Here is a 25,491-nt window from a genome sequence, read left to right as displayed (position 1 = left end):
TACGCAGGGCCCGCCTTTCAACAACACCCCGTAATGGCGGAGGTGGGAAGTATGAAAATGCACAATGCTCCTCATTCCTGGCCTGACTTACTGGAACTCTTACAAAGTTGGTGGCGTGGAGATACGCCGTTGGGCGCAGTGGTTATGTCAATTGTTATGGCTGGCTTGCGCATTGCCTATTTTGGCGGTGGCGGCGGCTGGAAACGAAAAACGCTTGAGATTTTGCTCTGTGGTGCTCTGACGCTGACCTTTGCATCCGCTCTTGAGTATGTTGGATGGCCTAAATCGCTTTCTGTTGCCATTGGTGGTGGTGTTGGGCTGATCGGTGTCGATGCTATTCGTGGGGCTGCAATGCGAGTAATCGGTAACAAGTTTGGTGGCTCTAAGGAGTAATTCATGCAGACACTAAATTCCCAACGTAAAGCTTTCCTGGATATGGTGGCATGGTCAGAAGGAACGGATAACGGGCGACAACCGACACGTAACCACGGTTATGATGTTATTGTCGGTGGTGAACTGTTCACTGATTACTCCGATCACCCTCGCAGACTTGTCACGCTAAACCCGAAGCTTAAATCAACAGCCGCAGGCCGGTATCAGCTTCTTTCACGCTGGTGGGATGCCTATCGCAAGCAGCTTGGCCTGAAAGATTTTTCGCCAGAAAGTCAGGACGCTGTGGCGCTGCAGCAGATTAAAGAGAGTGGCGCTTTACCGATGATTGACCGTGGCGATATTCGTCAGGCAATCGACCGTTGCAGCAATATCTGGGCGTCGTTACCTGGTGCAGGTTACGGTCAGTATGAACATAAAATCGGTGACCTGATTTCCAGGTTTAAAGATGCTGGTGGGGTGGTAAATGAAGCTGACTTATAAGATTGTCATCGCGGCATTTTTCTTCTCTGCCTTTGGGGCGCTCGTCTGGTCTGCAAACCATTACCACAGCAAGTATCAGGCAGAAAAGTTGCGGGCTGATAAAGCGGAAGGTGAAGCTGAATATCAAGGGAAAGTGATAGCTAATCAGGCATTAAACTTCAATCGTTTTAACCAGATAGCAGAAAACGCAAGCCGATTAAATTCTCTGGTCGACATCGGTCACGAGAAGACAGTCATCAAATACCGTGAGGTTCTGCTCCGTGAAAAGAACTGTGATTTTCCTGTTCCTGTTGATATTGCTGTCGGGTTGCTCAACTACGCGAACCGTTTACGCGCCAGCGCATTGCACGCCGATTCCGGGGACATTGACTCAGCCGGTGATCGTGCCACTACCACCAGAACGTTGACATATTGCCAGGCTGTTCTGTGGATTAACCCACTGTTGGCAGCCATCGAGAAGGCGAATAACCAGTTGGCTGGTGTCCGACAAATAGAACAGTCCCGGTAATAGCATTACAGAAGCTCTTCCAGGAGGGGCTTCGATAATGACCTGATAACTGGAAAATAAAATGACTAAGAAGCTGAAAGCAAAACACGAGGTGTTTTGTCGCGAGTTTCTTGTCGATCTGAATGCTACACAAGCAGCTATTCGCGCAGGCTACGTCTCCAGGCGAGCACATGTTACGGGGGCTGAACTATACGGTAAACCTGAGATACGCGCCCGTATTAACGAGCTAAAGCAGGAGCGTATTGATCAACTGGGCATTGATGCGAATTATGTGCTGATGCGACTGGTTGAGATCGACAGGCTCGATGTGGCTGACATCCTGGAGGACGATTTAAGTATTAAGCCTCTGTCTGCGTGGCCGGAATCGTGGCGTCGGTACCTGAGTGGATTTAACCTCGCTGAAATGTTTGAGGGGCGAGGAGATGACAGAGAAATGGTCGGGATCCTTAAAAAGATTAAGTGGCCTGATAAGGTTAAAAACCTTGAGTTGCTTGGGCGTCATGTTTCTGTTCAGGCGTTTAAAGACAACGTCAAAAATGAAGTGACTGGCGCTGATGGAGGACCCGTCAGAACAGAAATTACCAACTTAACGCCGGAGCAGGCTGCAGAGGCGTATAGAAAAATGATGGGCTAAGTATGCCGTTACCATTCCCCTTCGATTTTAAACATCCTGATTACCAGATGGTTTTTGAATGGCGGATGGAACGCCTACAGCGTATTCGCCAGAATCCTGAAATATTGCCTGCACTAAAACAGTTTTACCGAACTAATCCGGCTCAGTTCATCATCGACTGGGGCATGACAACGGACCCGCGTAATATTGATTATGGCCTGCCGGTGACCATTCCGTTTTTACTCTTCCCTAAGCAGGAGGAGTGGATCCACTGGATTATGGAACGCTGGGGCAATCGGGAGAATGGTATTACCGAAAAATCCCGTGAAATGGGGCTCAGTTGGACCGCGATCGGACTGGCATGTTCGCTTTGTCTCTTCAACAAAGAAATGGTTATCGGTTTCGGCTCCCGTAAAGAGGAATACGTCGACAGCACCGGTGACCCGAAAGCATTGTTCTGGAAGGCGCGCAAGTTCGTGGAAACACTGCCTGTAGAGTTTCGCGGTTCGTGGAGCGAGAAGAAGCACGCGCCATATATGCGTGTTGAGTTTCCTGAAACTGGTGCCGTTATCAAAGGCGAGGCTGGCGATAATATTGGTCGTGGTGACCGTACCACGCTTTATCTGGTTGATGAGGCTGCATTCCTTCAGCGTCCTCTGCTGATTGATGCGGCGTTGTCACAAACGACGCGTTGCCGTATCGACCTGAGTTCAGTTAACGGCATGGCGAACCCGTTCGCTCAGAAGCGTCATGGCGGGAAGATACCGGTATTCACATTCCACTGGCGGGATGATCCTCGCAAGGATGAAGAGTGGTATCGCAGGGAATGCGAGAAAATCGATAATCCGGTGGTGGTGGCACAGGAACTTGATCTGAACTACAGCGCATCAGCGGAAGGCGTCCTGATTCCATCCGAATGGGTACAGGCTGCCGTTGATGCGCATATCAAACTGGGTATCCAGCCAACAGGCAAACGACTTGGCGCGATGGATGTCGCCGACGAAGGCAGGGACAAAAATGCCTTTTCCACCCGTCATGGCTTCCTCCTGGAAAATGTGCGGGAATGGTCCGGTGTGGGCAGCGACATTTATCAGTCCGTCGAGAAGGTTTTCGGCTTTTGCGAACAGGATAACCTCGAAGAGTTTCGCTTTGACGAGGACGGGCTGGGCGCTGGCGTTCGCGGCGATGCACGCGCTATCAACGAACTGCGTAACGCTGTGCGTCGACCGTCAATACTCGCCACACCGTTTCGAGGTAGTGGCGCGGTATTTGATCCGGATGATGAAGCTGTTCGCGGGGACAACGGGCAAGCCGCACGTCTGAACAAGGACTTCTTCGCTAACGCCAAAGCCCAGAGCTGGTGGTGGTTACGTAAACTTTTTCAGAATACCTGGCGCGCCGTGGTTGAAGGTATGGCTTACAACCCGGACGAGATCATCTCAATCAGCAGTAGCATGGCACTCAAAGATAAACTCATCATCGAGCTTTCGCAGCCGACCTATTCCATTAATAGTGTGGGAAAAATCGTTATTGATAAACAGCCTGATGGGACCCGGTCGCCAAACCTTGCCGACTCGGTGATGATCAACTATGCCCCAATGAATTCAGCCCTGAACATCTGGGAGCTGCTAGGGAGACAGGCCTGATGGCACGAAACAAACAAGCCCTGCGGAGAACTGCGCAGGCCACAGCTGATGGTTATGAGAATTTTATCGCCCGCGTAGGGATGCAGACACCTAACCAGCACTCAGCATCCACCTACCGGGCTAATTTCACCAGTCGTAACCGCATGCTGGTGGAATGGTCCTATCGTTCATCCTGGATCATCGGCGAAGCAGTCGATGCTATCCCGGATGATATGACCCGCAAAGGCATTCGCATCACTTCGGAAATTGATGCAAAAGATCGTGGCATTCTCGAATCACAACTGGATGAGTTGCAAATCTGGGATGCGCTGAATGACGTGCTGAAATGGTCGCGCCTCTACGGTGGCGCGGTGGGTTTCATCATGATTGAGGGGCAGGCACCAATGACCCCGCTGCGACCCGAAACCATCGGTAAGGGCAAGTTTAAGGGGATTCTCCCGCTCGACCGCTGGATGATTGACCCGGTACTGACCCGCCGCATTAAAGATATGGGGCCGGACCTGGGTAAACCTGAGTTTTACGATGTGGTGACCACAGCAACGGGAATTCCTGCCTGGCGCATTCATCACAGTCGCCTGATTCGCTTTGATGGCGTCACGCTGCCATTTCAGCAGAAGATGACCGAGAACGAATGGGGAATGTCGGTTGTAGAGCGTATCTGGGATCGTCTTACCGCGTTCGACAGCGCTACTGTCGGTGCGGCGCAGCTGGTCTACAAGGCGCATTTGCGTACCTACAGCGTGGAGAAGCTACGCGAGCTTATCGCACTTGGTGGTCCTGCGTATGAAGCGTTGCTGAAGAATATCGACCTGATTCGACAGTTCCAGAGCAATGAAGGCATGACGCTCATGGACTCGCGGGATAAGTTTGAAACGCATCAGTACAGCTTCAGTGGTCTGGATGACATCCTTTCGCAGTTTGCAGAACAGATTAGTGGCGCTGTTGGTATCCCACTGGTGCGGTTGTTCGGACAGTCCCCGAAAGGATTTTCTACCGGCGATGCAGACCTTGCCAACTATTACGATCGGGTAAGCTCGTTGCAGGAGAGACGTTTACGTCTTCCGGTGCGGCGGATACTGGACATCATGCATCGTTCGGAACTTGGCAAGCCGCTGCCGGACGATTTCACGTTTGAGTTTAACCCGCTCTGGCAAATGTCTGATGTCGATCGCTCAACGGTGGCGTTAAACACCACCAACGCAATCAGTACAGCGCTGGGTGATGGTCTGATGACACTGAAAGCCGCTATGACCGATTTGCGCGAAAATTCTGACGTAACCGGCATCGGGGCATCCATTACCGACGAGGACATCGAGAATGCCGAAGACGAAGCGCCGCCCGGCATCGGCGAACCTGATGACGAACCGCAGGAACCGTCAGGCGGAAATCCGCTATCGAACCAGCCTACGCAGGATAGCGAGGGCGGTCGGGGACATCGTAAATGGTCACTACGATGGTTCAAATGACAGTATCACGGAAATTATTGAGGCGCTGGAACGCTACAGTGAAATCATCACCCCCTGGGCGACAAAGGTCGCGGAAAACTTTACCGCCGACATTGTGCGCAAGAATGATGAGCAGTGGCGTAAACACAGCAAAACCATCAGCCGTGAGCTACGCAATCTGGTAAACAGTGCCCCTCCAGGCCAGGTGATGAAATCCATCGTTGCTGAACAGGTTAAGTACATCAAATCGCTACCCCTCGAGGCGGCTGACAGGGTGTACGACATCCAGAATCGGGCGACAGAAGCTGTTGTGACCGGTGGGAGAGCAGAACATTTTGCTAAAGAAATTGCAGCATCGGGTGATATAGCAAAGTCCAGAGCTGACCTGATTGCCCGTACTGAACTTGGACGTGCAACCGGCGCGCTGGATCAGGCGCGTGCGCTGGCAATTGGTTCGAATGGTTATATCTGGCGTACAGCCGAAGATGGTGACGTCAGGCATTCTCATCGGGAAATGGAAGGTAAATTTGTCGAATGGGGCAAACCTCCAACGCTTGATGACATGACCGGTCACGCTGGCGAGCTCCCGAATTGTCGCTGTTATAAAGAAATCGTTTTTCCCACCTCCCATTATTATCCCGCCTGAATCGCAGGTAACACATGAAATATTTTTTCAATACCCGGCTGGGGGAAACCCGCTATCAGCTGGCTGACGGCTCGTTGCTGTGCAAAGACGTGCCGATAGGACGAACAGGTAAGCAGCTCTATGGTGCTGATGACCTGCCAAAACTGAAACCCGATAAGTTCGGTGAAATAGTCGTCACGCGTTCTCCTGAGCAGGTATTCCATCCGGCCACGCTTGCCTCATTCGAAGGGATGAGCATCACGATTCTGCATCCTGAAGATGAAAACGGGAATGTGCGGCTGGTAAATCCCGAGAACTGGAAAGAGCTTGCTGTCGGGCACCTCCAGAATGTCCGGCGCGGGACGGGTGAGCTGTCTGATTTGATGCTGGCTGACCTTATCGTCAAAGACGAAAACGCCATTCAGCTTATCGAAGATGGCCTGCGCGAAGTGTCGTGCGGCTATGACGCGGAGTACGAGCAGACCGAGCCAGGTAAAGCTGAGCAGGTCGATATTACCGGAAACCATGTGGCTCTTGTCCCTAAAGGCAGAGCCGGAAATCGTTGTGCAATTGGAGACAGAGACACAATGGCAAATCAAAAGAAAAGCTGGTGGAACCGCATGCGTGCGGCCATCAAGACAGGAGATGCCGACACCATGAACGAACTGGTGGAGTCGGCTCCCGCATCGGTTACAGGAGATGAGGGGGATTTGCCGCAGGGCGTTAATTTCAATATCAACCTGTCCCCGCAGCAACCACTACCGGACAAAGCACCAGAGATGGGGGGAGGTCCAACCGGCGACAGTGATGATGACCTCAAAACATTACTGAAAGCCCTGCTGGCTAAGCTGGAAGGAAATGCCACGGGCGATAACGACAATAAGTCTGACGATAATCCGACCGGTGACGGCGAGGACGATGAAGAGGAAACCACGATTACTGGTGACTCAGCCTGGCGTGCCGAAGTTATCGTTCCGGGTATCGATCTGAGCCGTAAGATGAAACCGACCGCGTTCAAACGCGAGGTTCTGGCTTCTGCTGACAAAACACTGGTTCGCCAGATAGTCGGTGATGCGGATATCCGCAAATTACCGAAACAATCGGTCGGCATGGCGTTTAATGCCGTATCTGAGATTGCCAAAGGGCGAAACACCCGCGCCACCACCGGCGATGCACAGCGCCCAAACATGGGCATGACCAGCATCGCTTCCCTGAACAAACAAAACGCTGAATTCTGGGCAAACCGTAAAGGGTAAAAAATGAATAATGTATTTCTGTACCGGATGCCTGTTGGCATTGCCGGGGCTGTCTCTCGCCCGCAGGACTTAACCGTCGAACCGGTGGTCCTTAAATCCGATAACGCCTTCGCTGCCTATGGGCTGGCTGGTAAATACGATGATGACGGTTTTTTCGTGCCGCTGGCAGATGGTGATACCGCAGACAAGGTGAAGGGGATCTACGTGCGCCCTTATCCGACCACGTCGCAGCCGGACATGGTTCGCCAGGTGGGGAGTGGCAAGAACTTCCCGGGCGACGCCATGAAGCGTGGCTACGTGACCGTTAATCTCGGTTCTGATTTTGATGCCAGCACCATCAAAAAAGGCGACCCGGTATACGTTGTCGTCTCCACTGATGAATCCATCAAAGTGCCGCTGGGTGGATTCATGGCCACGTCAGTCAGTGGCAAAAACGTGGTGCTGACCAACGCTGAATTCACAGGTGCCGGTGATGCTGACGGCAATGCAGAGATTTCCTGGAAGATTTAAGGAACAGACGAATGATTACTTTTGATCAGGCAACCGTTGACAGCTCTGGTGCCTTTCTCATCGGGGAGCTGGAGCGACTCGACCAGACGCTGAACCTGCCACTGGTGGGGTACACCTGGACCCGCGATATTCAGTTGCGTGAAGATGTCTCTATCGCAGATGACATTTCCAGCTGGACGAATACCAGCTTCGCCGCTGCGGGTACTGGTGCAAATCCGAATGGCAAAAACTGGGTAGGCAAAGACTCAACTGCTATTGCTGGCGTAAACGTGGATATCGGCAAATCCGGTAACCCGCTGAACCTGTGGGGGATGGAACTTGGCTGGACGGTCATAGAATTGCAGGCTGCTCAGCAGGTCGGCCGCCCGATTGATACGCAGAAGTATGACGGTATGCAACTGAAATGGCAGATGGATAACGATGAACAGGTATATGTTGGCGATTCCGCATTAAACCTGAAAGGCCTTGTTACCCTGGACGGCGTGCCTGTCAACAACGCTGCCAAAACGTGGGCAACCTCAACACCGGACGAAATCCGCGCAAGTATTAACCAGGTGCTGTCTGATGCGTGGGCCGCTTCCGGTTACTCTGTGGTTCCGCGTGATTTGCTGATCCCGCCTGAGCAGTTTGCTCTGTTGTCCAGCATCATCGTTTCATCTGCGGGTAACCAGTCCCTGTTGACGTACCTTCAGACCAACACCATCAGCTATCACCAGAACGGTGTTCCGCTGAATATCCGCGCGGTTAAATGGCTGAAAGGCCGTGGTGTGGGGAATAAGGATCGTATGGTTGCGTACACCAACGATAAAAAATATGTCCGCTACCCGCTGGTTCCGCTTCAGAGTGTGCCGGTGCAGTATCGCGGTCTGTATCAGATCGTCACTTACTACGGCAAGCTGGGTGCAGTCGAGCCAGTGTACAAAGAAACCATTTCGTACGTTGATGGCATTTAACAGCCATATGGCCCCTGGCGGGGCCATTAAGGATGACCCGATGGCAAAAAATAATGCAGTAATACACGTACATACCCCGTTTGTGCTCACGCTTCCCGACGGTTCACGGCGCGAGTTTGTTAAAGGCCGTCATGCTGTGGAGGAAGACGTTGCCACGCACTGGTTCACTCGTGCGCACGCGGAAGTATCCGTTGGCAAAGCCACAGACGCGCGTAACGAGGTAAAAAATGCCAAAGAATCAAAGTCTGCCAGCGGTAAGTGATTTTCGCCGCGACTTCCCGCAGTTTGCTGACCCTGCCAAATATCCCGAAGCGCAAATCCAGTTTCGTCTGAATCTGGCCGATGAACTGCTGAGCGAAAACGTCACCAGCAAAAAGTTGTTTCCGTACTTTGCCGGATTGTTCGTTGCACACTACATGACGCTCTGGGCGGCAGACAGCCGGGCGATGCTGGCTGGCGGGCTGGGCGGTTCAACCAATGGTGTTCAGTCCTCAAAGTCCGTGGATAAGGTAAGCGTCAGTTATGACACCAGCGCGACGCTGAATCCTGATGCAGGTTTCTGGAATAACACCCGATATGGCGCTGAATTTTATCAGTTGATCACGATGTTCGGTGCAGGCGGTCGCCAGCTATGAGTTTCAAAAGCGGTGTAACAACGAGGGTGGATAACGCTAAGGCCATTCTGGATGCGCTCAGGTCGTTAACCAAAAAAGATGTGCTGGTCGGCATCCCTTCGGAAGACAGCGGGCGGGATGATGTTCCGTTTGGTAATGCGGGCATCGGTTACCTCAACGAATACGGCTCACCAGAGCAGAATATCCCGCCACGACCTCACCTGGTCCCCGGCGTTAAATCGGCAGAAGAGCAGACGGTGCCGCAGCTCAAAGCCGCGGCGCAGGCTGCACTTGATGGGAATGCTGCGGGAGCAGAAAGTGCACTCAACCGTGCCGGAACGCTGGCCGTTAATGGCGTCAGGCGTTACATGACCATTACCGGCTTTACGCCGCTTGCTGACAGTACTGTTGAAGCCCGGGCTCGTCGGGGGCGCAAGGGGGCAACAATGGAACTTGCCCGGCGTGCTGCTGGCGAATCTCCGGGAACCGATCTGGCGAAACCATTAATTGATACCGGGCAATATCGCAGAGCGATTACCCATGTTGTGAGGGATAAAGATGCCGACTCTTGATGTAACAGATGTGCTTTTTGACCCCGATTTTTGCGACTTCAATTTGTGGGTAACACGCCGTGTGCAAACGGTGGATGAGGACGGGATCGGCAGCGACAGCGAAGTTAAAAAGCAGTTTGCCGGAGTCGTTACTGTTGATCGCTCTCTGGAAAACCGTCGTATGCAGGCCGGGCAGGTAATCAGTGGTGCAATTCTGATTGTGACGACTGAGCGACTGACGCAGGGACAGACTGGCCGTGATGCCGATATCGTGACGTATCAGGGCCGTGATTATCGTGTGACCTTCGTCGACCCGTATACAGCTTATGGTGCCGGATTCGTTCAGGCGCATTGTGAGTTGCTGCCGTTTGATGGGGGAATTCCGGTTGAGCAATAACACCAGCACAGAGCGCGGATGGCTGATACCAACCAGTGGCGATCCGGATTATGACGAAGCGCTCGACAGGCTGTTAAGCCAGTGGATGCGTAACGTTTCCGGTCTGTCTGCCGGGATGGTTCGTCCGCGCTGGCAGAAAGAGCAGCCGCCACTGCTACCGGCTGAAACGAACTGGTGTGCGTTTGGGGTTATCGGATGGTCAGGTGATGACAGCCCGGCATTCACCAGACAGACCGATGATGGCTCTCAGCTCTGGCGGCATGAAACGATTGAGTGTATGGCTTCGTTTTATGGACCGGCGGGGATGGTGTATGCGTCCCGGTTTCGTGACGGTATATCTGTGCCGCAGAACAATGCAGCACTGAATGCGCTGGGGCTGTCTCTTGGCGATTACACAGGTCTGACTCCCTTCCCTGAACTTATTAATCAGCAATGGGTCCGCCGCTACGATATGACGGTGCGCCTGCGCCGGAAGGTTGTGCGCGAGTACGGTATTAAATCGCTGGTGGAAGCACCAGTCATCTTTTTCGGAGATTAAGCTATGGCACAGGGCTTGCCTGTATCAAACGTTGTTAATGTTGATGTGATCATGTCGCCGCGTGCAGCATCAGGGCGAAATTTTGGTGCATTACTCATTCTCGGCCCGTCCACAATCATTCCGGTAAGTGAGCGCATTCGTCGTTATTCTGCCGCGGAAGATATTGGAAAAGATTTTGGCGTGGAATCACCAGAATATAAGGCTGCGCAGGTGTTTTTCTCACAATCACCGAAACCTCAGGAGGTTTTTGTTGGTCGTTGGGTGAAAACGAAGGGAGACAGCGAACAGGCCACGCCTGAGACGCTGGAGCAGGCTGTGAATGCCATGCTCGATTATACTTCATGGTATGGGCTGGGGATTGCAGACGATGAAGATATTCCGGATGCAGACTGGCTGAAAGTGGCTGCGGCGATCGAATCCTCTTCTGTAAGCCGTATTCTGGCGATTACGACAAGCGATGAGAAATGCCTGCAGACTGCATCCAGCGATGATTTGGCATCAAAACTGAAAACCGCCGGATATTCACGCAGTTTTATTCAATATTCATCGGGTAATAAATACGCTGCGTTATCTGCATTTGGCCTGGCATTCACGGTTAATTTCAATGGCAGTAATACCGCGATTACGCTCAAGTTTAAGCAGGAGCCGGGTGTCGGGTATGAAACACTGACAGTCAGCCAGGCATCGGCACTTGATGCAAAAAACTGCAATGTATTCGTGTACTACCAGAATGATACGGCTATCCTCCAGCAGGGAGTGATGGCTAACGGCGATTTCTTTGATGAACGCCACGGCCTGGACTGGTTACAGAATTATGTGCAGACCAACCTCTATAACCTGCTTTATACCAGCACCACGAAAGTTCCCCAGACTGAAGCCGGTATTACCCGACTGTTATCAAATGTAGAAAAATCACTGGATCAGGCCGTTCAGAATGGACTGATTGCTCCGGGCGTATGGAACGGTGGCGACCTTGGTCAGTTGTCATCAGGTGACACGCTGCCCAAAGGTTATTACGTATACGCCCAGCCGCTGGATGAACAGGCACAATCAGAACGTGAAGCCCGTAAGGCTCCGGTGATTCAGGCTGCAATAAAACTTGCAGGCGCGGTTCATTACGCTGACGTACAGATTAACGTTGTTCGCTAAGGGGAAGTGAATGTCTACCTATTCTTTTATGGATGTCACTGCGACGCTGACCGGGCCGACCGGTTCGATTGACCTCGGGTACGGTTCGGCAAGTTCTGAAGAGGGGATTGTGGTTGCGATGGGCGGTCCTAAAAACACCATGACCATCGGTGCTGATGGCGAAGTGATGCACAGCCTCCATGCAGATAAAAGCGGGACGATTACCGTTAACCTTCTGAAGACATCACCGACAAATAAAAAATTGTCGCTGGCGTATAACGCACAGAGCCAGTCTTCTGCCACATGGGGGAATAACGTTATCGTGATCCGCAACAAGGTCAGCGGCGACATCATCACGGCACGCAGTGTTGCGTTCCAGAAACAACCGGATAACGCCAACGCTAAAACCGGTAATACGATGCCGTGGGTGTTTGACTGCGGCAAGATTGACCAGGTTCTCGGGGAGTTTTAATACATGGAATTCGAAATTAAAGGCGTGAAATATCGCGCGGCAAAACTCAGCGTTTTTGACCAGCTGAAAGTGACCCGTAAACTTCTGCCGGTACTGGCGGGAATGATGTCAGATTTCGGGAGCATTCGCTCCCGTTTGCCTGCTGACGGCAAAATCGACACCGTGAAATTCGAGCAGTTAAAACCGGTGTTTGAAACCATGCTCCCGCGTATCGCTGAGGAACTGTCTTCCCTGACCGAAGATGACACCGATGCGATTATTCATCCCTGTCTTGCGGTGGTATCGCGGCGTCATATGGACGGATGGGTGCCGGTATTTACCCATGGCGAACTGATGTTTGATGATATTGACTTGCTGGTCATGCTTCATCTGGTGGCGCGGGTGGTCGCCGATTCGCTGGGAAATTTTTTGCCTACACCCCTTACCAGCACGACGCAGAGCCTGCAACAGGGCTGACGTTTAACAGCCTGCCGGACGGGCTGTCCTACCTTCTCAATCCGGTTGACGCCGGGTTAATTCCTTATACAGCACTTAAAGATGGCTCTGTCGATTTGTACGACATTGCTCTCTTAAATGACCATCTGGCGGTAAAAGCGGATAACCAGCGGCGCATTGAGAAATGGAGAGAGGATAATGAACGCCGAGACTATTAAAGATTTCCTCGTCTCGCTTGGCTTCAGTGTGGATGATGCAGGAGCGAAAAAATTCGGTTCTGTCCTCGCCGGTACAACTGCAAATGTCATCAAAATGGGGCTGGCCGTCGAAGGAGCTGCGCTGTCCGTGGTGGCCTTCACGGCTAAGATCGCCTCCGGTCTGGATAATCTTTACTGGGCGTCACAGCGCACCGGCGCGACAGTCCAGGGAATTCAGTCTATTGGCTATGCGGTTTCGCAGGTTGGCGGCAGCGTGGACGCTGCGCGATCTTCTCTGGAAAACCTCTCCCGGTTTATTCGTAATAATCCCGGGGCGGAGGGATTTCTGAATCGCCTGGGCGTACAGACCCGTGATGCCAGCGGTAACATGCGTGACATGGCCGCTATCTTTACGGGCGTTGGACAGAAACTCAGCAGCATGCCGTATTACCGGGCTAACCAGTATGCGCAGATGCTGGGCATTGACGAAAATACCCTTATGGCGATGCGCCGGGGTGTGGGTGGCTTCTCCGGGCAGTACAGCGCAATGGCGAAAGCTATCGGCTTCAATGCTGACGAGGCGGCCAGAAGCTCCAACAAATTTATGACCTTCCTGCGTGAGTTTAGCGCGATGGCAGGCATGGCCCGTGACAAAATCGGCTCTAATCTTGCGGGTGGGCTTGCAGGTTCGCTGGACACCCTGCGCCGCCATATCCTGGACAACTTCCCTCGTATCGAGCAGACCCTGACGAAAGCCATAAAAGGCATTCTGGCGCTCGGGGATATTATCGGGCGGCTGTTCTTCAGACTGATTGAGGGGACATCAGGCCTTATCACCTGGTGGCAATCGCTGGATAAGCAAACGCGGGAGTTGATCTCGCTGTTTGGCGCACTGACGATTGCGCTGCGCATTCTGAACAGTACGTTCTGGATGTCGCCGGTTGGCCTCATTACCGCGCTGGCGGCGGGGATTGCCCTCCTGTGGGAGGACTATCAGACCTGGAAGGAAGGCGGCGACAGCCTGATTGACTGGGGCAAGTGGAAACCGGAGGTCGATGCCGCGCTGAAGATGGTTCGTGACCTTAAAACGACCGTTAACGACCTGGCGAAAGCGCTGGCGAAACTACTCAATATTGACCCCAAATCATGGTCCCTGAAGTGGGATTTCAGCAACTTCATCGACCAGATGGGCGAATTCAGCAAAATGCTGAACATGATCGCCGACCTGCTCAACGCTATCAAAGATGGCCGCTGGGCTGATGCCGTCAGCATCGGCAAACAGATACTTAATCAGGGCAGCGAAAATCCGTCAGCGATGCCGATGGTTACAGACAGCGCTAACAGTACTGCCGACTGGATTAAAGAGCACTGGGGATTCGATCCCCGCAGTGTGGGCCGGACGGTACGCGGCTGGTTTGGTGATGATGAGCCGGAACAACATGCACAGGCTACGAAACGAGGAGAACGGAATAACAATCCGGGAAACCTTAATTTTGCTGGTCAGGCGGGGGCTTCTCTTGAACGCCCGGGCGGGCGATTTGCCAGATTCGAAACTGCCTTTGATGGATTACGGGCTCTTGCTCGTCAGTTAATGTTGTACGCCGGACGGGGAATAAACAGCGTGGAGAAAATTGTCTCTACTTGGGCGCCTGCGTCTGATAATAACAACACAACTGCGTATATCAGGGCTGTATCGCAACGACTGGGAGTGGATCCCCGGGCTGCCCTGAATATGAGCGATCCGCAAACCATGTCAGCATTGATGAGCAGCATTATCCAGCATGAGAATGGAAGAAATATCTATTCTCGAGAGCTGATTAATAAGGCTGCCGTGGCGGGAATTAGTGGCAAAGTGACAGAGGTTAACCAGCAAAATACCTACCACATTTACGGTGGCGGAGATCCGCACGCTGTCGGTAATGAGGTTGCACGTCGGCAACAGTCTGCAAATGCTCAGGTCATGCGAAGTAATCAGGTGAGGGTGGGTTAGTGGATATTCTCTCTACACTTTTTCATCAGCAGAGCAGAAAAATAGGAATGATTGTTCCCAGTGTTGTTATTTCAGAGAAGCATACAGATATGCTTGAAATAACAGAGCATCCGGTAGAGGTCGGGGCCGCTGTCGCTGATCATGCCTATAAAAAACCGTCAGAAGTGGTGATGGAGGTTGGTTTCGCCGGTGGCGGCGCATTGCTGGATTTTGCCAGTAACCTGACGGCTACCAGCCTGCTCGGCCTGAGTCCTCAGCAGACGTATCAGGAGCTACTGGGTCTGCAGGAAAGCCGTATCCCCTTCGATGTGGTAACCGGTAAACGGCTGTACAGCAACATGTTGATCCGGGCGCTGGAAGTGACGACGGACAAGACAACCGAAAACGTCCTGTCCGCCGTCCTCACCCTGAGGGAGGTCATTATCTCCCGGACACAGCAGATTACCGTCGCGGATAAAACCAACATGAAGGAAGGGGCCAGCACGTCGGCGGTACAGAACAGCGGCAACAAAACCACAAAGCCTCCAGATACTTCACTGCTGAAAAGCATCACGGGTAACGTGGCGTCATTACTGGGGGGCGGCTAATGACAATTCAGGAAATTCCGCTGACAGCGGACAATCAGCAGTTCAGCATCGTCCTGGGGGGTGTCACCTGGCGGATTAGCATCATATGGCGCGATCTGTACTGGATTATGGACCTGCAGAACGACAGAGGGGAGCCTGTAATCTCCGGTATTCCTCTCGTCACTGGTGCTGACCTGCTGGCGCAGTACGCCTGTATGGGGCTTGGTTTTAAGCTGGTGGTGGTCTGTGATGACAACACACAGGATTACCCCACAAAAACTGACCTGGGCGGTCGCAGCCATTTACTGGTATCAACGGAGTAAGCATGTCACAGAACTGGATGAGACATTTCGAGCTGCAGCTTGTGGACGGGAACGGTCAGGGAATTGAGCTAAGTGATTTCAAAGTCACCTTTACGATCGACTGGTTCAACATCAGCAGCGCGTCCCGGGTAGGGACTATCAAAATTTATAACCTCTCGGCAGATACTGTGAACCGAATTACCGGGCAGGAGTTTTCGAAAGTGCGTCTGATTGCGGGTTACGACGGTATAGCGCCGGAGGTGTCGGCAAGCGACGTCGGGACAGTGCGGGAAGTTGACGCGGCGGACGTGGGCCAGAGTGATGGTCGCAACTACGGACTGATTTTCAGCGGTGAAATTCGCTACTCGGTCACAGGAAAAGACAGTCCGGTTGATTCCTACGTCCTGATTCAGGCAGCCGATACAGATCTGGCTTTTGCCACCAGTATAACCTCACAGACGCTGGCTGCCGGTTACACGGTCGCTGATGTAAACCGTGCGCTGATGAAAGACTTTGAAGCCAAAGGCGCGACCGAAGGCCTGACGCCTGAAATGCCTGCGACTGTATTCCCCCGGGGGCGGGTGCTCTTTGGCATGACGCGGCATCTTATGGATAACGTAGCCGGGCAATGTGGCGCAACATGGCAATTCGTGGATGGTCAACGCCAGATGGTGGCGAATAATGAATATGTTCACGAAGCGATTGTGCTCAACAGCGCTACCGGGCTTATTGGCATGCCGCAGCAGACCATCGGCAACGGCGTAAACGTCCGCGCGCTTATTAATCCGAACATCCGGGTTAACGGGCTCATTCAGCTGGATCAGGCTTCGGTGTATCGTACCGCGTTGTCGAACAACGATATCGCGATGGCCAGTGGGCAGATCACCGACCAGAACACAGACGGAAATATCACGCTCAGCGGCACCACATCGCAGCCTGCCAGCATCGCAACGGATGGCGTTTATATTGTGCGCGGGATTATGTACACTGGTGACACAAGGGGCCAGGCGTGGTACATGGACATGATGTGCGAAGCGCGCGGCGCGGCGGATCTTGTTTCCTCATCAGCGAGGGGAAGAGGACTTTAATGAAACGGTTCTGTTTGGCGTTAGCAATGATGGTTACTGCTCCGGCGATGGCTGCAATTCAGTGCGGCAATTACACAATGACCGGTGACGGAATGACTGTTATTAACGGTGAAACCGTCACATCTCAGAAAATCAAATTTCTGGGAAAAGATGGTGACGACTCAAACATGAAAATGGACATGGGCCTGATGCCTTCTCGCGATGGTAACAATTACGGCTTTGAGTTTGTGAAGCGTAACGGAAAAGCTTTCCTGAACGTCCAGCTGCTGCAGAACAGCATGGACGCGCCGAGAATTATCGGATCTTTCCCGTGTAAGAAAGTCGCTGGGTGAATAGAATCTGAACGCTGTCTCATCTGAAAAACAACAAAACGTGCTCTAAAAACTGTCGTTTTTTGAGGCTAGCGATTACACTGCTCTAACTTTTTGATGGTGAATTGCCATCGATATGCACCCCCATAAAAGCCAGGAATAACTAAAACATGAGCTTAGCGCAGCCAAAATCAGGAGAACTGTTAGATCTTCTGACCCCTTCATTAACTAAGGGTGAAAATCTTCTGAGTGAATTTGAAGTACATCAAATCATTCGTGAAGCTAAGAAAATCCCGGAACGTTATCAGGGGTTATCGATTGAAGGCTTAGCTAAGCTTGTTCTTGGTGAAATCGAAGAGGGGTGCTCTCTCTGTGAACAAGGGTTGAGACTCGCTCCTAACGATTCAGTTTCTTTCTGTAACTATACGATAGCGCTGCGTAACTTAGGTTTGCACGCTCGCCAGTACGCAATGATTCAGAATTCGGCCAACTCACTTAACCCAACAATACTGGCTGAAGTTGCAACAATTTCTGCATACTGGGCTGATATCGATTTGCTTGAAAAGGTGATGCCGATGCTGACAGCTATGGAAGTGCCGCGTCCTGAAGAAATGGCAAAGTGGTGTCACACACTTGATTATCTGCATACCCATCAAGAGCATGCTCAGGATCTCAAAACCATTGGGCAGTTAATGATGAATGTCGCAGACAAGTATCGTGTGCGTCTCGCGGGTGCTCATGCTTTTTACGTTTTGTCAGAGCTTGATACGCTATTTGTGGAAGTCAAAACAGACGATCCAGCGCTCCTCTCGCAGATGAATAACGACCTAGCTGACGAGATTATCAATGCTGGTCTTGCCGATTCTGAATGCGTCGGATGCTTTGAAGCGGGGGATTTTTAATGGCGGTTGAACATACCTGTTTCCTTGAGCTTGCAAAACATTCCCTTACTTTAAACGGTGAAATGTGGACAAGAAACGCAATTAGCCGAGCATATTACGGCATGTATCATTCGGCGTTACGAATCACCAATAATTTGGTCCCAAGTTTTACTGAAGACGGTGAAAAATTAAAAGGTGGTGTTCACATGCGAGTCTATACCGTGTTTTGTAGCGGTGAAGCAGCTGCAGTGAACAATGTCGATGTTAACACAGTAAAAAAAATCGGCGTAAAGCTGAAAATGACGCATGCACAACGAATTAACTCAGATTACAAACTTGAGCGAAAGGTTAATCGAATTACAGCGATAAGCGCGATTCAGGATGCAGAAGAAGTCGATACAATCGTTAATCAACTTTTGAAGGTTGGCGACGATTCGTTAACCGCATAAGCTGCAATTCCTCATAAATCAAACCCGCCACCCGGCGGGTTTTTTGCTTTCTGGAGCCTACCAAATGGCAGTATCTGACCAGACTCGCAGCGGCGATCTTGCCGAAACATTTAAATCTGAACGGGAAACAACAAAGAACCAGATCCGTGTCGCCTTGCCTGGCATTATTCAGTCATTCGATCCTGACGCGGTGACGGCGGTTGTGCAGCCAGCTATCCGGTCAGTTGAAAAGGATAACGACGGTAACCGCATTACCAAAAATTACCCATTGCTGGTGGATGTGCCAGTGGTATTCCCGCGCGGCGGAGGCTGTACGTTGACTTTTCCGGTAAAAGCTGGGGATGAGTGTCTTGTCGTTTTTGCCGATCGTTGTATTGATTTCTGGTGGCAGAGCGGCGGGATACAGGAGACGGTTGATGACAGAATGCATGATTTATCGGATGCGTTTTGTATTGTCGGTCCCCAGTCGCAGGCTAGGAAGATTAGCGGTATTAATACCAGTGCCACACAGTTGCGTAGTGACGACGGCAGCACCTATTTTGAGCTTAATCCTGATACCAGGAAAATTAAAATTGTCGCTCCGGGGGGGCTTGATGTGGTTGCCCCCCTGGCTGATTTTTCTGAGAAAGTAACCATTCATGGCCTGTTAACCTGGATGGGGGGCATGGTGGGGTCTGTTGTTTCTGGTGTGGCTTCAAAAATCACTGGTGCTGTTGAGTTCTTGGGGAGCGTTAAGGCTAACGGCAAGCCAATCGATGATACGCACACTCATGGCGGTGTTCAGCGCGGTGGAAGCAATACCGATGGGGTAAACTGATGCGATACAGACGTGAAGACGCCGATGGTGATTACACCTTTGGCAGCGGTGATGACACCTGGCTGATTAACTCACCGGAGGCCGTGGCGCAGGCGGTAAAAACGCGATTCGAATTGTGGTATGGGCAATGGTTTCTCGACACCACCGAAGGGACTCCATGGATCCAGTCCGTGCTGGGCAGGCAGAAGCCGGAAACCTACAACCTGGCGATCCGTAAGCGCATTCTGGAAACGCAGGGCGTTAAATCAATCCTCTCTTTCAATACGACGGTGGATACCACGACCCGACGTGTCATGTTTTCCGCTGAAATCGACACTCTTTATGGAATAACGACTGTTACATCGGAGGCGTAATGGCTCTGAACCTTGATTCTCTCGGTTTATCTGCAAAGGTAACCGCGGAGGGGATCAGTGCGCCTGATTATCAGACGATACTCAGCACCCTGATTAGCTATTTTCAGCAGATTTATGGCAGTGATGCCTACCTCGAACCGGACAGCAAAGACGGCCAGATGGTGGCTCTGATGGCGCTGGCGATTCATGATGCCAATAATACGGCGATAACTGTCTACAACTGTTTTTCACCGGCAACCGGCTATGGGGCTGCACTGACCAGTAACGTGAAAATAAATGGTATTTCACGTAAAGGCGCGACGAACTCTACGGTTGATTTGCTTCTTACAGGAACTGCCGGAACAACCATCATTAATGGCAGCGTGAAAGACAGTAATAATGTGATATGGCGTTTGCCTGCTTCAGTGGTGGTAGGCGTGGATGGTACAGTGATGGTGACCGCAACATGTTCCGTCAGTGGTGCAGTGGCGGCGCAGGCTGGAACTATCACTGAAATTAATACGCCAACCCGTGGCTGGGTTTCGGTAACCAATCCTGCTGCGGCTACTGTGGGCACTCCGGCAGAAACTGACGCTGAGTTACGTATCCGCCAGTCGCAAAGTGTTGCGTTGCCATCAATAACCCCATTTGAAGCACTGGATGGTGCTGTTTCTAATGTTACCGGTGTAACCCGCCACAAACTCTATGAAAACGATACTGGTTCGGAGGACGGCAACGGGTTACCGCCACACTCTGTTGCTGTAATTGTGGATGGCGGTGATGTGACGGATATTGCTCAGGCTATCAGAGGGAATAAAGGCCAGGGGACAGCCACTCACGGTACAACATCCGTTACGGTTCCGGATAAATACGGCAATCCCCATGTAATCAAATTCTCGCGTTCCAGTGATGTGCCTGTTTATGCCCGGATTAAATTAAAAGTTTTTACGGGTTATACCTCACAGATAGGGCAGCAGATCCAGCAGGCTATTTCCGGCTATATCAATAGTCTGACGATTGGTGATTCGGTCCTTTTAAGTCGCATTTACTCACCGGCGAATCTTGGCGTGGTGAGTGGCGGGAATGCACGCTATTACGATATTCAGGAACTGACGATTGGGAAATCCCCGGGGGCTTTGTCGTCATCAAACATTGATATCAGATACAACGAATCTGCGTCCTGTACCCCGGAAAATATCGTTATAACGGTGGAGTCATGAGCAAATACACCGAACTAATCACGAACTACCACGCCACCAAACCTAAATTTCTTGCGCATGTTGATCTGATGACCCGGCCACTTATTGATGTTGCGGCTGCCACCAGAGGGCTGATTAGTGCATTTGATATTCACTCTGCGGTTGGTGTGCAACTTGACATCCTTGGATTGTGGATCGGACGTAGCCGTGTTGTCAGCCAGCCTATCTCAGGTGTCTATTTCAGCTGGGATACCGACGGGCTTGGATATGATCAGGGGGTATGGCAGGGACCATACGATCCTGATTCAGGATACATGTATCTCAGCGATGAAACTTATCGTGTCATTCTTAAAGCGAAGATTGCGATTAATAACTGGGACGGACGGAATGATTCGCTTCCGGCAATTCTTGACGCGGCAACAGCAGGATCCGGGCTGCGAATGCAGATAGTCGATAACCAGGACATGACGATATCGGTCTGGGTCTTTCCTGATACTGATATTTCAGATGTATCGCGTGAGTTAATTGCGGCAATTAAACAGGGGTATCTCACAGTAAAAGCCGCCGGGGTATGGGCGGGTGGCATTGAAACACCTTCGGTGGAAACCCCATCGGAAGGCTCAAAATTTTTTGGTTTTGATATGGATAACGAATTCATCAGTGGTTTTGATGTAGGAGCATGGGGAGTATTACTCTGATGGCGAAAAATGACTTTAAAGCGTTTGCAACGGATCGAAATGCCAATGTTATATCGCAGGAGGAATGGGAAGCGTTGCCCGCGCTTTTATCTGGATTTACAGCAGGGAAAGCCTCCAGTGCGCAAGTCAATAAGGTTATTCGGCAGGCCAGCTTTATTGCTGCAGCTCTGGCCCAGTTTGTAAGTGATAAAACGCAACGGGATGTGCTTGATAATGGTGATCTGCCCGGTTTTGTTGAATTGCTGGGATCGGGGTTTGCTGTTGAATACCTGAGCCGCAAGAATCCGTTTGGCGATATCAAATCGGATGGCACGGTGAAAACAGCTCTCGAAAACCTTGGTTTAGGAGAAGCGGCGAAAAGGGATGTGGGCACAGGAGATAATCAGATACCGGATATGGGAGCATTCGCTTCTGGTTCGGGATGGTTCAGGCTACCAGGTGGATATATTGTTCAGTTTGGCACTTTTTCAGGAAACACGACCCGCTTTATCAGTGGACACTTCCCTATACCATTCCCTAATCAGCCGATGATTTCAGTCAGTGTTATGTCTGATGCCGTTCAGTCAGACCCGTCGAATCCTGCCCCGCAGGTTTTGTCTGTAAATTTTGAACATATCAGTAATTCAGCGTGGCGTGTGGCAACCAGTGATATCTCACAGCAATACAGATTCAGTTATATTTCGATAGGACGGTAGAAATGCAGAAATATATTTTCAGTGCCGATAAAAATGCGTTTTTCCCTGTGGAGCTTAAAATCGCTTATCAGGAATCCGGCGAATGGCCCGGTGATGGAATCGAAATTGACGACACTGTTGCCGCCGAATTTATGAAGGAAGCACCAGAAGGAAAATACAGAGGTGTCATCGACGGAATGCCTGCATGGATTGATATTCCACCGCCAACTCATGAGGAACAAATTGCCGCAGCCGAACTGGAAAAGCAGCAATTGATTAATCAGGTCAACGAATACATAAACAGTAAGCAATGGCCTGGTAAAGCGGCGATTGGTCGCCTGAAAGGTGAGGAACTGGTGCAATATAATTTGTGGCTGGATTATCTGGACGCACTGGAACTGGTCGATACTTCCGGTGCGCCAGATATTGAATGGCCTACGCCTCCGGCAGTTCAGGCCAGATGACATCCGGCGCGGTGTTCGTATCTGTTGCCGTCACCGCGTCAATGTAATCAAGCACGGCGTTAAGCCGGGTGGTTTCTGCCTGCGTCAGCTTCCGCCCGGCCTGTAATTTCAGCTGAATCAGGCTGATGGAAGCCATTGCAGCATCAATTAGTAACTGGCGCTGTGCTTCTGCCGCGTCTACTGCGGCACTGTGTTGTGCCTCAGTGTCTGTCACCCATTTCTCACCATCCCATTTATCGTATGGCGTTAACGGTGAAAGCGTGACATAACCGTCTTTGATGGCACCGATATAATCCACTGTAACAGCTGCGCCATTTTCAGTTGAGTAAACGGTCTCATTGCGATGGTCTTCTTCATGGCTCCATCCCTTACCTGTAAATACTGCCACTCTTCCCGGAATGTTTTCGCCAGGGTCAATACCAGTGGAACAGGCGGGCATACTTACGCCAGTATTAATATATTCATCAGACCAGCCCGTATACTCAGATGTTTCAGCATCATAATAAAAACAACGCATATCGCCCGGCACTGTAGCCAGCCCATTTTCATCAAAAACAGGTTTCATTATTTAGCCCTCACCAGAAAGTTAAACGCGATATTACGAGGACGTGTTTCACTTGCAGTTTTCGTTTCAATGGCACTATCAATAGAGAAATGCTGCAAATCCTGAGATGTAGCACCGTAATTGGTGTAAGAATTAACAAGTGCACCCGCTTTTATTGAGCCAGAGCTCCCCATAGCTCCCCCCATGAAATTCCCTGTTATACGCTGCTGAGCAAAGTCCTGTGCGCTTAACAACGTGCGACCACCGTCTACACCTCGCCCGTCATCCCAGATACGAATGAAATCACCGCGGGCTTCAGGTAATACCAGCGAAGGAAACACTTTCGCCAGCACAGGGTAATCAGTGGCAGAAAATTTCGCCCCGTTGAACTTCAAAAACACCATACCGGACCAGCTGTCGATTACAGTATTTGGCATTGCCGCGGAGGGCCAGAAGAACGGAACGCCAATAGCTGGAGCACCTTCTCCCAAACCAACGTTTATGAAAATGCAGAAATAAAGAGCAAATGGCATCATTCCTGCTTTTGTCAGGGATATCTACCATGCTTATTGGCTATGTACGTGTGTCAACAAATGACCAGAACACAGATCTACAACGTAATGCGCTGAACTGTGCAGGATGCGAGCTGATTTTTGAAGACAAGATAAGCGGTACAAAGTCCGAAAGGCCGGGACTGAAAAAACTGCTCAGGACATTATCGGCAGGTGATACGCTGGTGGTCTGGAAGCTGGATCGGCTGGGGCGCAGTGTGCGGCATCTTGTCGTGCTGGTGGAGGAGTTGTGCGAACAAGGTGTTAATTTTAGTAGTTATGTTATTACAGGTGGGGGATTTCTCCCCCTTATGCAGATTTTCTAGTTAACTATTGGCGAAGTGGCCATATTTTTCTGTTTTTTAAAAAACTATCTTCAACTATATAACTGCAACAATGTTCACTAAGGCCATAAAAACTAATTATTCCATATTTATGAGAAGCTATATCAGACAGTTCTGCTAATACTGTGGCAAGCCAACGAGCGATGCTAAGAGAATAGAATCTTCCCCACTTTTGAACAATGGTATTTTGTCCAGTACGGATGGAGGCTGATATAAGGTCTTGCATAATGTTGGTACTTTCATTCATATACATGACCGTTGTATACGGTGAAAGAGTGGCATTGATAAACCTAGCATTTTCTTCAACACGTCTTTGTTCAACTGTATAATAATAATGTTTTTCAAGGATACTCTCGGCTACTTCTCCCCACCATTTATTAATAGGTTCATTATTGGTTAAATTGGGGCTGCTTAATGAGGAGAAATTTGCGTAACGTCCCCGTCGGGCATCAGCAAAGGAATCTAAACATTCAAGTATTTTGTAGGTAATTTTATGTGTAGGACGTGAATATCTCAGAGATAGTTGCATTTTTTTAGAAATACTATCAACCTCGTTGGTTAATTCAATGAGCTTATGCCCAAATTTTCTTACAATATTCTCATCAGGCATTTTCCCTTTGTGTTCAATGGCATAGTGTGCAACAAGTATTAGTTTAGCAAGTCTCTCAAAACCTACAGAAAGCCCAAAAAATGCTGTGTAATATTCACCTATTTTGTCTGCATAATTGGCTTTACCTATGGCTGTTGCCCCAGAACCAATGAGCTGTGTAACTAAAGATGCTTCTCGGCCCAGAGCGTGCCATGCTGGAATATCCCAGGGATTTTTATTCACTTTATTATTTTCCTTTGCTCATAAATTTAAATTGTTTGAGTATCTCATAAAATATAAGGAGGTGGTTAAGGTTGTTGATCGCATATAATAGCTATTGAAAGTCAAGAACTCGGTTTTATGTTCTACCACTAATTAATATATTGTGAGTCTGACAATATATTAATTAGTATGATCAAACCAGCCATCAACTGATTCCTTGTATCTTTCAGAGTCTCCAGAACAAAAGCCTTAACGAATTCCTTATTTGTGAGTGCCTTACCAAAAGCCCATTGTTGCAGGGAACGAGTATAAAACTCGCCAGCTACTGGAGCAGGCTACCTGATTGTCGATCGATTCCTGCGTCCATATAGTCGATGGTCTTCTGGAGCTCTTCGATTAGGGCAATAGCTTTTGCTCGAGAAATGCATATTAGTTGATCCGGAAATTCTTGTAAGGGCCAGTTTGGTATACAGGCCATGTTATCAGTGAAGGATGCAGACAAGTAAACTTCATTGGTAACTAGGGAATAGCTTACCTCAAAATTGGTGAGTTCCGGCAAACTGCTAACGTTTGATTCTTTTCTGCGCATAATATTATCCAGGACTGTAATTATGTACAGTTAATGGTCTTCAATTTCGAAGAGGGAGTCAAGGGGGAGTCTCAAATGAACCTTTATAGAAAGGGGAGCTCTTTGTGTTGCTGAACGTAT

The 25,491-nt window shown here is 50.5% G+C and carries 34 protein-coding genes and 3 pseudogenes; 32 read left to right on the top strand and 5 right to left on the bottom strand.

Translation table 11 applies throughout. The features are described from left to right. The first annotated feature begins 51 nt into the window (after nt 1-51). The 10 genes from ACJHYR_RS08545 to ACJHYR_RS08500 all read left to right on the top strand — a co-directional run bounded on the left by ACJHYR_RS08545 (nt 52) and on the right by ACJHYR_RS08500 (nt 8,429). Nucleotides 52-393, top strand: a complete 342-nt coding sequence (locus ACJHYR_RS08545; RefSeq protein WP_000781776.1) for a phage holin, lambda family — start codon at nt 52-54, stop codon at nt 391-393. A 3-nt stretch (nt 394-396) separates the two neighbouring features. After that, on the top strand, nt 397-873 hold the full coding sequence (locus tag ACJHYR_RS08540; protein ID WP_072837394.1) for a glycoside hydrolase family protein: 477 nt from the start codon (nt 397-399) through the stop codon (nt 871-873). Further along, entirely contained in the window at nt 857-1,381 is a 525-nt protein-coding gene (locus ACJHYR_RS08535) for a hypothetical protein (RefSeq protein ID WP_000779566.1), read from the top strand. Before ACJHYR_RS08540 ends, ACJHYR_RS08535 begins: the two co-directional genes overlap by 17 nt. Before the next feature lie 61 nt (nt 1,382-1,442). Next, nucleotides 1,443-2,015 carry a terminase small subunit gene (locus tag ACJHYR_RS08530; protein ID WP_000162796.1) on the top strand — a complete coding sequence of 191 codons (573 nt, stop codon included), beginning with the start codon at nt 1,443-1,445 and terminating at the stop codon, nt 2,013-2,015. A 2-nt stretch (nt 2,016-2,017) separates the two neighbouring features. Next, the gene (locus ACJHYR_RS08525; RefSeq protein ID WP_059328268.1) at nt 2,018-3,640 is read left to right on the top strand and encodes a TerL protein; all 1,623 of its coding nucleotides are present in this window, start codon (nt 2,018-2,020) and stop codon (nt 3,638-3,640) included. After that, nucleotides 3,640-5,106, top strand: a complete 1,467-nt coding sequence (locus tag ACJHYR_RS08520) for a DUF1073 domain-containing protein (protein WP_059328269.1) — start codon at nt 3,640-3,642, stop codon at nt 5,104-5,106. Before ACJHYR_RS08525 ends, ACJHYR_RS08520 begins: the two co-directional genes overlap by 1 nt. After that, nucleotides 4,997-5,731: a phage minor head protein gene (locus tag ACJHYR_RS08515; RefSeq protein WP_086669576.1), complete on the top strand. Its 735-nt coding sequence runs from the start codon at nt 4,997-4,999 to the stop codon at nt 5,729-5,731. The genes ACJHYR_RS08520 and ACJHYR_RS08515 overlap by 110 nt, the downstream gene beginning before the upstream one ends. 14 nt (nt 5,732-5,745) lie before the next feature. Continuing rightward, nucleotides 5,746-6,966 carry a DUF2213 domain-containing protein gene (locus ACJHYR_RS08510; protein ID WP_410233109.1) on the top strand — a complete coding sequence of 407 codons (1,221 nt, stop codon included), beginning with the start codon at nt 5,746-5,748 and terminating at the stop codon, nt 6,964-6,966. A 3-nt stretch (nt 6,967-6,969) separates the two neighbouring features. Further along, on the top strand, nt 6,970-7,476 hold the full coding sequence (locus tag ACJHYR_RS08505) for a hypothetical protein (RefSeq protein WP_001066727.1): 507 nt from the start codon (nt 6,970-6,972) through the stop codon (nt 7,474-7,476). An 11-nt stretch (nt 7,477-7,487) separates the two neighbouring features. After that, complete coding sequence (locus ACJHYR_RS08500; protein ID WP_000627482.1) at nt 7,488-8,429, top strand: DUF2184 domain-containing protein; 942 nt, start codon at nt 7,488-7,490, stop codon at nt 8,427-8,429. 10 nt (nt 8,430-8,439) lie between these two features. Here ACJHYR_RS08500 and ACJHYR_RS08495 read toward each other — a convergent pair. Beyond that, nucleotides 8,440-8,658, bottom strand: a pseudogene (locus ACJHYR_RS08495) (hypothetical protein); the annotation flags it as partial. On the opposite strand from ACJHYR_RS08495, the gene ACJHYR_RS08490 reads away from it, so the two are divergent. From ACJHYR_RS08490 to ACJHYR_RS08390, 21 genes are all read left to right on the top strand, one after another. Then, on the top strand, nt 8,657-9,064 hold the full coding sequence (locus ACJHYR_RS08490) for a DUF4054 domain-containing protein (RefSeq protein WP_033883804.1): 408 nt from the start codon (nt 8,657-8,659) through the stop codon (nt 9,062-9,064). The pseudogene ACJHYR_RS08495 and the gene ACJHYR_RS08490 overlap by 2 nt on opposite strands. After that, nucleotides 9,061-9,615, top strand: coding sequence for a hypothetical protein (locus tag ACJHYR_RS08485; RefSeq protein ID WP_054413227.1), 555 nt, complete (start codon nt 9,061-9,063; stop codon nt 9,613-9,615). The genes ACJHYR_RS08490 and ACJHYR_RS08485 overlap by 4 nt, the downstream gene beginning before the upstream one ends. Continuing rightward, a complete protein-coding gene (locus tag ACJHYR_RS08480) occupies nt 9,602-9,991 on the top strand; it encodes a hypothetical protein (RefSeq protein ID WP_001142480.1) in 390 nt (129 codons plus the stop codon). The genes ACJHYR_RS08485 and ACJHYR_RS08480 overlap by 14 nt, the downstream gene beginning before the upstream one ends. Next, the gene (locus tag ACJHYR_RS08475; RefSeq protein ID WP_000503647.1) at nt 9,966-10,529 is read left to right on the top strand and encodes a hypothetical protein; all 564 of its coding nucleotides are present in this window, start codon (nt 9,966-9,968) and stop codon (nt 10,527-10,529) included. The genes ACJHYR_RS08480 and ACJHYR_RS08475 overlap by 26 nt, the downstream gene beginning before the upstream one ends. A 3-nt stretch (nt 10,530-10,532) precedes the next feature. Then, nucleotides 10,533-11,678 carry a DUF3383 family protein gene (locus tag ACJHYR_RS08470; RefSeq protein ID WP_059328271.1) on the top strand — a complete coding sequence of 382 codons (1,146 nt, stop codon included), beginning with the start codon at nt 10,533-10,535 and terminating at the stop codon, nt 11,676-11,678. Between the two features lie 10 nt (nt 11,679-11,688). After that, complete coding sequence (locus ACJHYR_RS08465; protein WP_000109249.1) at nt 11,689-12,129, top strand: DUF3277 family protein; 441 nt, start codon at nt 11,689-11,691, stop codon at nt 12,127-12,129. Between the two features lie 3 nt (nt 12,130-12,132). Next, nucleotides 12,133-12,585 carry a phage tail assembly chaperone gene (locus tag ACJHYR_RS08460; RefSeq protein WP_004010976.1) on the top strand — a complete coding sequence of 151 codons (453 nt, stop codon included), beginning with the start codon at nt 12,133-12,135 and terminating at the stop codon, nt 12,583-12,585. A gap of 23 nt (nt 12,586-12,608) precedes the next feature. After that, the gene (locus ACJHYR_RS08455; RefSeq protein WP_089646320.1) at nt 12,609-12,782 is read left to right on the top strand and encodes a DUF6889 family protein; all 174 of its coding nucleotides are present in this window, start codon (nt 12,609-12,611) and stop codon (nt 12,780-12,782) included. Further along, complete coding sequence (locus tag ACJHYR_RS08450) at nt 12,763-14,751, top strand: hypothetical protein (RefSeq protein ID WP_059328272.1); 1,989 nt, start codon at nt 12,763-12,765, stop codon at nt 14,749-14,751. The genes ACJHYR_RS08455 and ACJHYR_RS08450 overlap by 20 nt, the downstream gene beginning before the upstream one ends. Next, nucleotides 14,751-15,338, top strand: coding sequence for a phage baseplate protein (locus tag ACJHYR_RS08445; RefSeq protein WP_001298404.1), 588 nt, complete (start codon nt 14,751-14,753; stop codon nt 15,336-15,338). Before ACJHYR_RS08450 ends, ACJHYR_RS08445 begins: the two co-directional genes overlap by 1 nt. Continuing rightward, nucleotides 15,338-15,640: a phage baseplate plug protein gene (locus tag ACJHYR_RS08440; RefSeq protein ID WP_000155119.1), complete on the top strand. Its 303-nt coding sequence runs from the start codon at nt 15,338-15,340 to the stop codon at nt 15,638-15,640. The genes ACJHYR_RS08445 and ACJHYR_RS08440 overlap by 1 nt, the downstream gene beginning before the upstream one ends. Nucleotides 15,641-15,642: 2 nt before the next feature. Then, entirely contained in the window at nt 15,643-16,707 is a 1,065-nt protein-coding gene (locus tag ACJHYR_RS08435; RefSeq protein ID WP_059328273.1) for a hypothetical protein, read from the top strand. After that, on the top strand, nt 16,707-17,039 hold the full coding sequence (locus ACJHYR_RS08430) for a hypothetical protein (RefSeq protein ID WP_033883792.1): 333 nt from the start codon (nt 16,707-16,709) through the stop codon (nt 17,037-17,039). Before ACJHYR_RS08435 ends, ACJHYR_RS08430 begins: the two co-directional genes overlap by 1 nt. Nucleotides 17,040-17,188: 149 nt before the next feature. Then, a complete protein-coding gene (locus tag ACJHYR_RS08425; protein ID WP_033883790.1) occupies nt 17,189-17,920 on the top strand; it encodes a hypothetical protein in 732 nt (243 codons plus the stop codon). Further along, nucleotides 17,920-18,348, top strand: a complete 429-nt coding sequence (locus ACJHYR_RS08420) for a hypothetical protein (RefSeq protein ID WP_059328274.1) — start codon at nt 17,920-17,922, stop codon at nt 18,346-18,348. The genes ACJHYR_RS08425 and ACJHYR_RS08420 overlap by 1 nt, the downstream gene beginning before the upstream one ends. A gap of 64 nt (nt 18,349-18,412) precedes the next feature. After that, complete coding sequence (locus ACJHYR_RS08415; protein ID WP_004010979.1) at nt 18,413-19,165, top strand: Gp138 family membrane-puncturing spike protein; 753 nt, start codon at nt 18,413-18,415, stop codon at nt 19,163-19,165. Next, complete coding sequence (locus tag ACJHYR_RS08410; RefSeq protein WP_001270636.1) at nt 19,165-19,518, top strand: hypothetical protein; 354 nt, start codon at nt 19,165-19,167, stop codon at nt 19,516-19,518. The genes ACJHYR_RS08415 and ACJHYR_RS08410 overlap by 1 nt, the downstream gene beginning before the upstream one ends. Next, nucleotides 19,518-20,717: a baseplate J/gp47 family protein gene (locus tag ACJHYR_RS08405; RefSeq protein ID WP_059328275.1), complete on the top strand. Its 1,200-nt coding sequence runs from the start codon at nt 19,518-19,520 to the stop codon at nt 20,715-20,717. The genes ACJHYR_RS08410 and ACJHYR_RS08405 overlap by 1 nt, the downstream gene beginning before the upstream one ends. Further along, the gene (locus ACJHYR_RS08400; protein ID WP_072837395.1) at nt 20,714-21,394 is read left to right on the top strand and encodes a DUF2612 domain-containing protein; all 681 of its coding nucleotides are present in this window, start codon (nt 20,714-20,716) and stop codon (nt 21,392-21,394) included. The genes ACJHYR_RS08405 and ACJHYR_RS08400 overlap by 4 nt, the downstream gene beginning before the upstream one ends. Then, entirely contained in the window at nt 21,394-22,089 is a 696-nt protein-coding gene (locus tag ACJHYR_RS08395) for a hypothetical protein (RefSeq protein WP_072837396.1), read from the top strand. The genes ACJHYR_RS08400 and ACJHYR_RS08395 overlap by 1 nt, the downstream gene beginning before the upstream one ends. A gap of 2 nt (nt 22,090-22,091) precedes the next feature. Then, nucleotides 22,092-22,532, top strand: a complete 441-nt coding sequence (locus tag ACJHYR_RS08390) for a tail fiber assembly protein (protein WP_001297869.1) — start codon at nt 22,092-22,094, stop codon at nt 22,530-22,532. Here the strand turns inward: ACJHYR_RS08390 and ACJHYR_RS08385 are convergent. After that, complete coding sequence (locus ACJHYR_RS08385) at nt 22,504-23,097, bottom strand: tail fiber assembly protein (protein ID WP_059328277.1); 594 nt, start codon at nt 23,095-23,097, stop codon at nt 22,504-22,506. The genes ACJHYR_RS08390 and ACJHYR_RS08385 overlap by 29 nt on opposite strands. A 224-nt stretch (nt 23,098-23,321) precedes the next feature. Beyond that, a pseudogene (locus tag ACJHYR_RS08380) lies at nt 23,322-23,576 on the bottom strand (phage tail protein); the annotation flags it as partial. 62 nt (nt 23,577-23,638) lie between these two features. Here ACJHYR_RS08380 and ACJHYR_RS08375 point away from each other — a divergent pair. Next, a pseudogene (locus ACJHYR_RS08375) lies at nt 23,639-23,905 on the top strand (recombinase family protein); the annotation flags it as partial. Between the two features lie 52 nt (nt 23,906-23,957). Here the strand turns inward: ACJHYR_RS08375 and ACJHYR_RS08370 are convergent. Together ACJHYR_RS08370 and ACJHYR_RS08365 are read right to left on the bottom strand one after the other, a co-directional pair. Next, nucleotides 23,958-24,803, bottom strand: coding sequence for a hypothetical protein (locus ACJHYR_RS08370; RefSeq protein ID WP_001039127.1), 846 nt, complete (start codon nt 24,801-24,803; stop codon nt 23,958-23,960). Between the two features lie 301 nt (nt 24,804-25,104). After that, a complete protein-coding gene (locus tag ACJHYR_RS08365; protein WP_001253100.1) occupies nt 25,105-25,371 on the bottom strand; it encodes a hypothetical protein in 267 nt (88 codons plus the stop codon). Nucleotides 25,372-25,491: the final 120 nt, after the last annotated feature.

The sequence above is a fragment of the Escherichia sp. WS1450 genome (genome assembly GCF_046487395.1).
Taxonomy (GTDB): Bacteria; Pseudomonadota; Gammaproteobacteria; order Enterobacterales; family Enterobacteriaceae; genus Escherichia; species Escherichia coli.
The sequence above is the reverse complement of the archived record's forward strand: the minus strand, read 5'-3'. Positions and strand labels throughout refer to the sequence as shown.

Coding starts and splice junctions, on each gene's coding strand:
- ACJHYR_RS08545 (WP_000781776.1), top strand. CDS start 52: ATGAAAATGCACAATGCTCCTCATTCCTGGCCTGACTTACTGGAACTC.
- ACJHYR_RS08540 (WP_072837394.1), top strand. CDS start 397: ATGCAGACACTAAATTCCCAACGTAAAGCTTTCCTGGATATGGTGGCA.
- ACJHYR_RS08535 (WP_000779566.1), top strand. CDS start 857: ATGAAGCTGACTTATAAGATTGTCATCGCGGCATTTTTCTTCTCTGCC.
- ACJHYR_RS08530 (WP_000162796.1), top strand. CDS start 1,443: ATGACTAAGAAGCTGAAAGCAAAACACGAGGTGTTTTGTCGCGAGTTT.
- ACJHYR_RS08525 (WP_059328268.1), top strand. CDS start 2,018: ATGCCGTTACCATTCCCCTTCGATTTTAAACATCCTGATTACCAGATG.
- ACJHYR_RS08520 (WP_059328269.1), top strand. CDS start 3,640: ATGGCACGAAACAAACAAGCCCTGCGGAGAACTGCGCAGGCCACAGCT.
- ACJHYR_RS08515 (WP_086669576.1), top strand. CDS start 4,997: ATGACGAACCGCAGGAACCGTCAGGCGGAAATCCGCTATCGAACCAGC.
- ACJHYR_RS08510 (WP_410233109.1), top strand. CDS start 5,746: ATGAAATATTTTTTCAATACCCGGCTGGGGGAAACCCGCTATCAGCTG.
- ACJHYR_RS08505 (WP_001066727.1), top strand. CDS start 6,970: ATGAATAATGTATTTCTGTACCGGATGCCTGTTGGCATTGCCGGGGCT.
- ACJHYR_RS08500 (WP_000627482.1), top strand. CDS start 7,488: ATGATTACTTTTGATCAGGCAACCGTTGACAGCTCTGGTGCCTTTCTC.
- ACJHYR_RS08490 (WP_033883804.1), top strand. CDS start 8,657: ATGCCAAAGAATCAAAGTCTGCCAGCGGTAAGTGATTTTCGCCGCGAC.
- ACJHYR_RS08485 (WP_054413227.1), top strand. CDS start 9,061: ATGAGTTTCAAAAGCGGTGTAACAACGAGGGTGGATAACGCTAAGGCC.
- ACJHYR_RS08480 (WP_001142480.1), top strand. CDS start 9,602: ATGCCGACTCTTGATGTAACAGATGTGCTTTTTGACCCCGATTTTTGC.
- ACJHYR_RS08475 (WP_000503647.1), top strand. CDS start 9,966: ATGGGGGAATTCCGGTTGAGCAATAACACCAGCACAGAGCGCGGATGG.
- ACJHYR_RS08470 (WP_059328271.1), top strand. CDS start 10,533: ATGGCACAGGGCTTGCCTGTATCAAACGTTGTTAATGTTGATGTGATC.
- ACJHYR_RS08465 (WP_000109249.1), top strand. CDS start 11,689: ATGTCTACCTATTCTTTTATGGATGTCACTGCGACGCTGACCGGGCCG.
- ACJHYR_RS08460 (WP_004010976.1), top strand. CDS start 12,133: ATGGAATTCGAAATTAAAGGCGTGAAATATCGCGCGGCAAAACTCAGC.
- ACJHYR_RS08450 (WP_059328272.1), top strand. CDS start 12,763: ATGAACGCCGAGACTATTAAAGATTTCCTCGTCTCGCTTGGCTTCAGT.
- ACJHYR_RS08440 (WP_000155119.1), top strand. CDS start 15,338: ATGACAATTCAGGAAATTCCGCTGACAGCGGACAATCAGCAGTTCAGC.
- ACJHYR_RS08435 (WP_059328273.1), top strand. CDS start 15,643: ATGTCACAGAACTGGATGAGACATTTCGAGCTGCAGCTTGTGGACGGG.
- ACJHYR_RS08430 (WP_033883792.1), top strand. CDS start 16,707: ATGAAACGGTTCTGTTTGGCGTTAGCAATGATGGTTACTGCTCCGGCG.
- ACJHYR_RS08425 (WP_033883790.1), top strand. CDS start 17,189: ATGAGCTTAGCGCAGCCAAAATCAGGAGAACTGTTAGATCTTCTGACC.
- ACJHYR_RS08420 (WP_059328274.1), top strand. CDS start 17,920: ATGGCGGTTGAACATACCTGTTTCCTTGAGCTTGCAAAACATTCCCTT.
- ACJHYR_RS08415 (WP_004010979.1), top strand. CDS start 18,413: ATGGCAGTATCTGACCAGACTCGCAGCGGCGATCTTGCCGAAACATTT.
- ACJHYR_RS08410 (WP_001270636.1), top strand. CDS start 19,165: ATGCGATACAGACGTGAAGACGCCGATGGTGATTACACCTTTGGCAGC.
- ACJHYR_RS08405 (WP_059328275.1), top strand. CDS start 19,518: ATGGCTCTGAACCTTGATTCTCTCGGTTTATCTGCAAAGGTAACCGCG.
- ACJHYR_RS08400 (WP_072837395.1), top strand. CDS start 20,714: ATGAGCAAATACACCGAACTAATCACGAACTACCACGCCACCAAACCT.
- ACJHYR_RS08395 (WP_072837396.1), top strand. CDS start 21,394: ATGGCGAAAAATGACTTTAAAGCGTTTGCAACGGATCGAAATGCCAAT.
- ACJHYR_RS08390 (WP_001297869.1), top strand. CDS start 22,092: ATGCAGAAATATATTTTCAGTGCCGATAAAAATGCGTTTTTCCCTGTG.
- ACJHYR_RS08385 (WP_059328277.1), bottom strand. CDS start 23,097: ATGAAACCTGTTTTTGATGAAAATGGGCTGGCTACAGTGCCGGGCGAT.
- ACJHYR_RS08365 (WP_001253100.1), bottom strand. CDS start 25,371: ATGCGCAGAAAAGAATCAAACGTTAGCAGTTTGCCGGAACTCACCAAT.